Raw genomic sequence first — 8,433 nt, 5'->3', positions numbered from 1 at the left:
GATTGGGGCAGAGGCCTCGATCATGACTCTTTTGTGCCTACACAATCGGCACAGAAACATAAGCAATTGATTTTTAACGTTAATCTTTTCTAAATCTCAACGAGAATTTTGGAATACAACATAGAAGGAGGTGCTACATGGAGGGCATGTTCTCAAAATGGAGCTGTTGCTCGACTTCGCCACCGCGGAGGAACGTTTGGATCGCATAGATGCTTTCATCGACAGCGTTCTTGCTGCTAATCCGAAGGCAACGACCTTCGACATCAACGAAAAGCTGCGTCGCTCACACGCCTATATAAAAAGAGGTGTTCTCTATTATGGAGATGAGAGCCGGAATCTCAATCCACTGTTGGCTGAGACAATTCTCCGGAATGACAGAATCGACAGAATCGAGAGTTTCGGGGCGGTCATCGAAGCTGAACTTAACCGCCTATGCCAAATATATAAGGTGGAGCGCAGAGACCTCATTTCCCTCATGTCCGAGAGAAAACCGAGTGCAGCCCGGGCTGTGAATCAGCTTCGCGGTATCTTCGATAATACTACACTTGATTACAAGGATTTGAAAAGTGCAATCAGGGAATCCGGTTTTCAGATCCATCGCACTGAATCCGGAGATATTCTTGCTGTAAACTTCAACGAATATATCATCATTGACCTCAGGGCCGAGGGCTTCGACCTGACAAGACTCGACTACAAACCTCAAAAGAAAGAGCAGCCAACTGTTCAGAAACCAAAGGAACATCAGTCTCAGCCCAAGAAGTCCGGCATCCGTCCTTTGCAAGATGCCGGAGGCGGTGCCTCGGATTCCAACCGCGAATGGGAGGTCGGCAAGAAGCCCGACTACGATGATATTGACGATGGCCGCACATTGAAGATGTAGCGATTATGGAGGTCGCGGACTTTCTCACGTAACACTTCCGGACGGTTGTAATATGTTTCTAAGAATTATGCCTCTTAAGTTCATGAATGATGTCTCTAAAATACATGATTAATGTTGTGCATTTCGTTTCCCGCCTTCCGCCCTTGGTAATTTTGTGAAAAATAAAAATAAACACGCCTGTATGATACAGTTTCCAGTCATAGTCACATTCGCCAACCAAAAAGGAGGCGTCGGGAAGACAACCCTGTGCGTGCTCTTTGCCCATTACCTTGTGGCAAAGGGCGTAAAGGTCCGTATACTCGACTGTGACCGTCAGATGTCGGTTGTCAGACGGCGCAAGGCCGACATAGACCGCTATGGAGAGGAAGCGATACAGTTCCTGGCTGATCCGGAAAGAGTCAGCAACGCCGAAGAAGTCTATGACATGGTGGAGAAAATTTTCGGGAATCAGGATTATGAAGTCACGCTCATTGATACCCCCGGCCTTGTACTGAACGAACCCAACAAGCTTATTCTTCAGAACTCCGACCTGATTGTAACTCCTTTCCACTATGACAAGATGACGCTCTCCTCTACGTCTACCTTCATCATGTGCCTTGACATGATGAAGCGCACTCTTGGTCAGGAAATGAGAGCGAGGCTCTACCTCATACCCAATCTCCATGACGGCAGAATCGGAACAAGAAGCGAGCTGATGCTTTGGGAGGAAGCCCGCGATATTTTCAGCAGATACGGTATCGTCACTCCAAAAATTTCAAGGGTGTCCTCGATGGAAAGAATAAGCACCGTAATGCCGCTCGACCAGCAGTTGAAACTCGTCACTCCGGCCTTCGACAAACTGTATCTTGACATCTTCGGCAGTCTCGAACAATTCCGCATGTCTGCGAAGTCCACCATAGAACAGAAGACCACTGAGAAACCGGTCATCACAGAGATGATACCCGAACTTACGGATACGGACGCACCTTCCGACCTGAATTTTGAAACCGACAATAATACAACCACAGATGGAAAACCAGAATAATACTACCCAGGCCACGACACCCGTTCCCGGCTTCACACGCAAGACCGTGTTGAGACCAAAGACAGAATCCTCGGCTCCCGAGACAAAGAAAGAACCGATACAGGAGGCTGACAGTGATTTTACGGAAGCCTGTAATATAATCGCAAATAACGGGGAGGAGCCGACAGCCTCTGAAGCAGAGACAGCAGAAAGCTCCCACGGCCCAGACATGGAGGAAACAGACGAATGGGAATCCTTCATGGAGAATCTCCGTAACTATGAATCACGGGGCTGTCGTGAGAACCGCACTTACTGCCGCCTCGACAACGATATAGCCGACGCTCTTTACGAACTCGACATCAACGGTTCGAGCCGTCCCGACATCGTAAGCGCCGTAATGCGCGGATTCCTTCTTCGCAACAAGGAGCGTCTGCTCCAACTGCGCCGTGCGAGGAAAAGCTTTTTTGAAACTATATAAGACCTGTGATATGAAAAGACAATGGACTGACTCCCATACTGAAATGCTACGTGAGCTTTATCCGGTCGAAACAATCGAGCGGACAGCCGAGATTATCGGTTTCAGCCGGACAACCATAAAGGTCAAGGCCCGCAAATTCGGTATTGTCAAGGGAATGAACGTGGAATGGCTCGACAAGGCCACGGTAGTACGTAACAACTTCGACAGCCATTCATTCGCAGAAATCGCTGACATGATCGGGGCTACCAAAACCACAGTGGCAAGAATTGCCGGGAAGCTGGGGCTTAGACGTACCCGGAAGGAAAACAGGCACATCCGTTCGCGTGTCCGCAAGGATATGGTCAAGCGCGAGAAACGGCGTGTCATATTCGGCTTTGACCCGGTTACACGCATAAAGGTCGTGACCAACCGCAGGAGAATCAGGCTTCGTGCCGAGCTTAAAGCGGCGGGATATATCGTGGAGAGGATGGCAAACATCCTGTATTTCAAATCCGAGGACTGCCGCAATCTGAACAAGGAGAACATAGCCTCACGTCACGGTCTGCGTTTCGCCCCGTGGCCGTATGAGGAAGAACCATTAGTCAACGCAATATAACACCACACAGCATGAAATTCGGAGACATATTCCCCCTGCTGCTCGTACTGCTGATTCTGTACTACGCGGCAATGATAGCGATGGACTTATACAAAGCCAGACTCGAAAAAGAGGCCGAGAAGGAAAAAAACACCGAGGAGGAAATCGACATTTCTGACGAAGCCGCCACTTTCCAGCCTATCCGCATAAGGCGCGACGATCCAAAGAAGCCTGTCGTACCTGCATCGGCCGAATCCCCAAGGAACGAGACAGAAGACAAGAATAAGGATAAAGCCAATACCGACGCACCCTCGAAGAATGAGGAAAAGAGACCGGAAGTTCCTAAGGACAACGAGCCTGTGCAAGACAAAGAGAAGGCAGATGAAACGCCGGAGACAAAGACAGACCCATTCGACCCTGAAGCATACAAAATCCCCGATGAAGTTATTGCCGAGCATCGCAAGGAACATTCGAAATCAGCGAACGAACAGGTATCTCATTCCGAACCTTCTCCATCATCCGGTCCACAGCCATCGACTCAAAGGAAAAAGCCTCTTCGTGGGCCGGTAATGACCAATGGTATTCCTGCGGATGACCTTGTTTCCTTGATTGAGGCTCAATCCAACGGAATCCCTTCCGACTTGCAGAATTTCGCATACAAATGTGAGTCCACTTGAACACCGACTCTATCCCCTCTCCTCCCGTTGCCTTTATCGAACACCGCTGCCTTTATTGAACGACGTTGCCTTGAATGCCCATTTATGAACATCCAACAAACTTCAATATGCAGAAAATCAAAAAACGCTGCCTCCGTGCAGCAGCCCGTTTCAAGAACTCAGGCTTCGCCCGCAAGGGTGTGCTCGCGCTCGGCGCCCTCACCCTCACGGTAGGCGACATGATGGCATCAAGCAAGGGTGCCGCAGGTTTCACCAAGGCCACCACCGAAATATCGTCCTACCAGACACCGGTCTCCAATCTGATGAAGGCAATAGCAGCCGTCATCGCGCTCGTCGGCGCTTTTAATGTTTATTTCAAAATGAGCAACGGCGACCAGGATGTGAAAAAGACCATCATGCTCACCATCGGCGGCTGTATCGCCTTTATCGCTCTGAGCGAGGCATTACCGCTTTTCTTTAAGTAATGCACAACTATACAGACAATTAAGCATTACGCATTAAGAATTCATAATTGAGTAAAGTGGCGATGAATCTCAATGGCTACCCTGTTTTCAAAGGGTTACAGAAACCACTGGAGTTTATGGGAATCCGAGGACGTTTCCTTATGCTGGCCGCTGCCGCGATTGGTGTATCATTCGTCGGGTTCATTGTATTCTCGATAGTCTTGGGCAAGCTTGCCGGGTTCATTGCCATGCTCATTATGGCGGCGGTCGGCATAGCGACCATCTTCATCAAGCAGCGCGGCGGTCTGCACAACAAGCGCCGTGACAACGGAATTTTCATCTACAAAAACATTTTCAAACGATAACACAGATGGCTAAGACAAAGAAACGCATATTCGATGGCTTGTACGCCCAGTTGGAGGAAACTGACGGCTCCGTGGTTCTATTCTCCGCAAAGGGCGAGCCGTCTGTCATATTCTCCATGACCAACCCGGTGCAGCAGCTCTGCACCGATGCCGAGCAGTACATGCTCTTTCAGGATGTGCTGTCGAATATCGTTCAGACTCTCGGCGAGGGGTACGCCCTCCAGAAGCAGGACATACTCTGTAAGCAGGCTTACCGACACGATGTGCCGGAAGATGCAGAGTTCCTGACACGCAGCTATTTCAAATACTTCGAGGGAAGAGAGTTTACGGAAATCACCACATATCTTATTATAACGCAGGAAGCACAGCGAGGTCAGTTCGTGCAGTACGACCCGAAGAAATGGCTCGACTTCCATGCAAAGGTCTCCAAGGTAAGCGACATTCTCGCGGAAAAGGGAATCAGACATAAGAAGCTGACCAAAGCCGAGGTCAGCGAATACTGCCACCGCTTCATGGCGTTCCAGTTTCGTCACGGCCCGTTCTCGATGACCAACTTCAAGGCTTCGGACGAATACCTGAAAACCGGTGAGCGTGTAATCCGTTCATACCCACTCGTTGACATCGACGAAATCAACCTCCCATCTGTCATACAGCCTTATACCAAGATTGGTATCAACGGATACGGCATTGCTACCGATTTATTGTCGTTCCTTACTTCCGTGCCACATACAGATTGCGTGGTATTCAATCAGGTGGTTCAGATACCCAATCAGAGAAAACTTCTCCGGAAACTTCAGGCGAAAGCGAAGCGTCACGGCTCCATGCCCGACCCGAGCAACAAGATTGCGAAGGCTGACATCGAGGAAGTGCTGAACCGTCTTGCCGTCGATACATCCATGCTGGTGAACACCAACTTCAATATCCTTATGAGCTGTCCGGCAGACAAGGTGACTCCCGTCACGTCCTATCTGGAGACCAAGCTCTATGAGTGCGGCATAATGCCCTCGCGCACCGCTTACAACCAGTTGGAGTTGTTTGTGGATTCATTCCCCGGAAACGCCTATTCGTTCAATCCGGACTATGACCTCTTCCTCACTCTCTCGGACGCCGCCCTTTGCTTCTTTTTCAAGGAACACCTCAAAGGGTCGGAGACGACACCGCTGACCACATACTACACCGACCGCCAGGGGCTTCCGGTCTGCATAGACATAACCGGCAAGGAAGGCAAGGTCAAGATGACCGACAACGCCAATTTCTTCTGCATCGGTCCAAGCGGAAGCGGCAAGTCGTTCCACATGAACAGCGTTGTGCGTCAGTTGCTAGAACAGAATACTGACGTGGTTATGGTAGATACCGGAGACTCATACGAGGGTATCTGCGGCTATTTCGGTGGTACCTATATCAGCTACTCCAAGGAGAAGCCTATATCCATGAATCCCTTCAAGGTGACAAGAGAGGAATACGATTTGAACTTCGGTGAGAAGAAGAACTTCCTCAAATCCTTGATATTCCTGATTTTCAAAGGCAACGAGCTACCCTCCAAAATCGAGGATATGCTTGTGAACCAGACTATCGTGGAATATTACGATGCCTACTTTCATCCGTTCGAGAAGTTTACCGACATTGAGCGTGACGGTCTGCGTCAGAAATTACTTGTCGCAGCCAAGATGGATGACGAATACGAGAAGTATGCCCATGAAATGGAGGGTATCGACGAACAGATACAGCAGCCGCCTGCGAAAGAGGAAACGAAGGCTCTCATGCTCCCCTCAGAGGAACGGAGGTTAAGGCTGATACGCCAATGCCGTGCCTTCCAAGCGGTCGTGCTGGACAAGGCGGCGACTGATTCGGAAAAGGAGAAGGCGGCTGCTAAAATCGAGCTGTACAAGAAAGAGCTATACGAGACCTCAATGCTGGTAAAGATTGACAAGCAGATTGACCACATGGAGGAGCAGAAACGCCGTCTTAAGGTCAAGGAGCTGTCATTCAACAGCTATTATGAGTTTGCTCTCGAACGCATACCGCAGATTACCTCTCTGGAGAAAATCAAGTTCGACATCCGGGATTTTGCCGCCATTCTAAAACAGTTCTACCGTGGCGGCGAGCTGGAAATGACGCTCAATTCCGACCTCGATGTAAATCTCTTCGACGAGAGGTTTATCGTGTTCGAGATTGACAAGATTAAGGATGATCCGGTTCTTTTCCCTATCGTCGTGCTGATCATCATGGACGTGTTCCTACAGAAAATGCGTATCAAGAAAGGCCGCAAAGCCTTGATAATCGAGGAGGCATGGAAAGCGATTGCCTCGCCCACCATGGCAGAGTATATAAAGTATCTTTACAAGACGGTCCGCAAGTTTCACGGCATTGCAGGTGTTGTCACTCAAGAACTTAACGACGTGATTGACTCCCCGATTGTCAAGGAGGCAATCATCAACAACTCGGACGTGAAGATACTTCTCGACCAGACAAAGTTCAAGGACAGGTATGAGGACATCGCCGCAATTCTCGGTCTGACCCCGATTCAGCGTCAGCAGATCTTCACCATCAATGCCCTGAACAACCATGACAACCGCAATTACTTCAAGGAGGTATGGATATGCCGTGGTCAGAACTCGGATGTGTACGGTGTCGAGGAACCGCCTGAATGTTACTGGGCATACACCACCGAACGGGCCGAGAAGGAGGCGTTGAAAATATATCTCCGTCACTACGGCACAATGCAGGATGCAATCACCCACATAGAGATTGACCGCAAGAAAGCCGGAATCAGCAAATATCTCGATTTCGCGAGACAAGTCAACAACCGTCAGAAAGTAATGTCATTATGGTAGGATTAAGATATATACTCCCAATCATTGCAGTCACTCTCATGGCTGAGAGTGGATATGCCCAGTGGAAGATTGTCATTGACCCGAAGACAATCGAGCAGGTCGGCATCAACATGGCCTCGCAGAAGGCAATCGAGGACGAACACAACAAACGTCTCGACACCATCGCCTCGAAGCAGAAGAAGCTGGAACAATACACCATAAGCATGGCTACCATCAAGGAGATGTACAAGCTGACAATGGAGAATGTATCCGGCTTCGGCACTGAGAGCAAATATTATGTCGAGATAGGACGCTGCGCCCTCGACATAATCCTTGACGTGCCCGAACTCATCAAGGTGGTCAATGGCGCCAAGTTCACAAACAAGTTGCTGTGCCTTAACGAACTCGGCAACATCGTCACCGAGACCCAGCAGCTTGTAGCTGACTTCGTGAATATCGTTAACAACGCCAAGGTCAGGAATCCGCTGAAAGGTCAGGCTACCGCCGAGACAAAGAGCGACGGCTACAATCTCCTTGACCGATACGAGCGTCTTACTCTCGCAAACCGCATCTACTCCGACCTGATGAATATCCGCTACAAGGTTCAGGGTATGATGGCTATGGCACAGTATGCCACCATGAACGACCTGTTCTTTGCCATTGATCCGGAGGGCTGGGCGAACATCGTGGTGATGACAAATCAGGTCAACGGCCTTGTTAATGACTGGAACGGACTGCATAAAATCGACAAGCTCCAGATTGACTATGACAAAATTGACATTATCAATCAGTTCAAATGGGGATTCTGATGGGACAGGTATTTAGGAAAATAATGCCGGTATTCCTCGCTGTATCACTGCCCTTTAGCGCATCAGCGTTTGACTGGCCGCGTGATTTGCCTACTTTCGAGGCTCTGATGGCACTTCACAAGTGCGTGAAGAAGGACGAGGACGCTGCACTTACTCGTGTCGCAACCAGTTTCGGTGAGCAGTCGATTGTGACCAAGGGCGCGAAAAAGTTCAATGATGTCCGGACTACGCTCGACACCAAACTCAATAACACCTATTCTTACGTTGTGCTGGCCGGAGCAATATCCGCCACCGCTTCGTCGCTCTATAGGCTCGTCCGGGAGTATAGCTCGTTTACATCCAACACATTCAAATATGTCAGCGAAAAACCGTTCGTGGCATGGTACTATAC

At 49.5% G+C, this 8,433-nt stretch carries 9 protein-coding genes and 1 pseudogene; all 10 read left to right on the top strand.

Features of this window, described 5'->3' with window-relative positions:
• Positions 1-157: 157 nt before the first annotated feature.
• Positions 158-880, top strand: coding sequence for a hypothetical protein (locus C5O24_RS08985; RefSeq protein WP_107036320.1), 723 nt, complete (start codon positions 158-160; stop codon positions 878-880).
• Between the two features lie 181 nt (positions 881-1,061).
• Positions 1,062-1,904 (top strand): ParA family protein, encoded by an 843-nt coding sequence (locus C5O24_RS08980; RefSeq protein WP_107036321.1) that lies wholly within the window; start codon positions 1,062-1,064, stop codon positions 1,902-1,904.
• Complete coding sequence (locus C5O24_RS08975; protein WP_107036322.1) at positions 1,888-2,361, top strand: hypothetical protein; 474 nt, start codon at positions 1,888-1,890, stop codon at positions 2,359-2,361. Before C5O24_RS08980 ends, C5O24_RS08975 begins: the two co-directional genes overlap by 17 nt.
• Positions 2,362-2,371: 10 nt before the next feature.
• Positions 2,372-2,956, top strand: a complete 585-nt coding sequence (locus tag C5O24_RS08970; protein ID WP_107036323.1) for a MarR family transcriptional regulator — start codon at positions 2,372-2,374, stop codon at positions 2,954-2,956.
• 11 nt (positions 2,957-2,967) lie between these two features.
• Entirely contained in the window at positions 2,968-3,612 is a 645-nt protein-coding gene (locus C5O24_RS08965; protein ID WP_107036324.1) for a hypothetical protein, read from the top strand.
• Positions 3,613-3,719: 107 nt separating this feature from the next.
• On the top strand, positions 3,720-4,076 hold the full coding sequence (locus C5O24_RS08960) for a DUF4134 domain-containing protein (RefSeq protein ID WP_107036388.1): 357 nt from the start codon (positions 3,720-3,722) through the stop codon (positions 4,074-4,076).
• Between the two features lie 56 nt (positions 4,077-4,132).
• Entirely contained in the window at positions 4,133-4,420 is a 288-nt protein-coding gene (locus tag C5O24_RS08955; protein WP_107036325.1) for a DUF4133 domain-containing protein, read from the top strand.
• A gap of 5 nt (positions 4,421-4,425) precedes the next feature.
• Complete coding sequence (locus C5O24_RS08950) at positions 4,426-7,254, top strand: TraG family conjugative transposon ATPase (protein WP_107036326.1); 2,829 nt, start codon at positions 4,426-4,428, stop codon at positions 7,252-7,254.
• Positions 7,248-8,042, top strand: a complete 795-nt coding sequence (locus tag C5O24_RS08945) for a hypothetical protein (RefSeq protein WP_107036327.1) — start codon at positions 7,248-7,250, stop codon at positions 8,040-8,042. The genes C5O24_RS08950 and C5O24_RS08945 overlap by 7 nt, the downstream gene beginning before the upstream one ends.
• Positions 8,043-8,065: 23 nt before the next feature.
• A pseudogene (locus C5O24_RS08940) lies at positions 8,066-8,433 on the top strand (hypothetical protein); the annotation flags it as partial.

The organism is Paramuribaculum intestinale (assembly GCF_003024925.1).
Lineage (GTDB): Bacteria > Bacteroidota > Bacteroidia > Bacteroidales > Muribaculaceae > Paramuribaculum > Paramuribaculum intestinale.
This window is presented reverse-complemented; position numbering and strand designations above follow the sequence as displayed.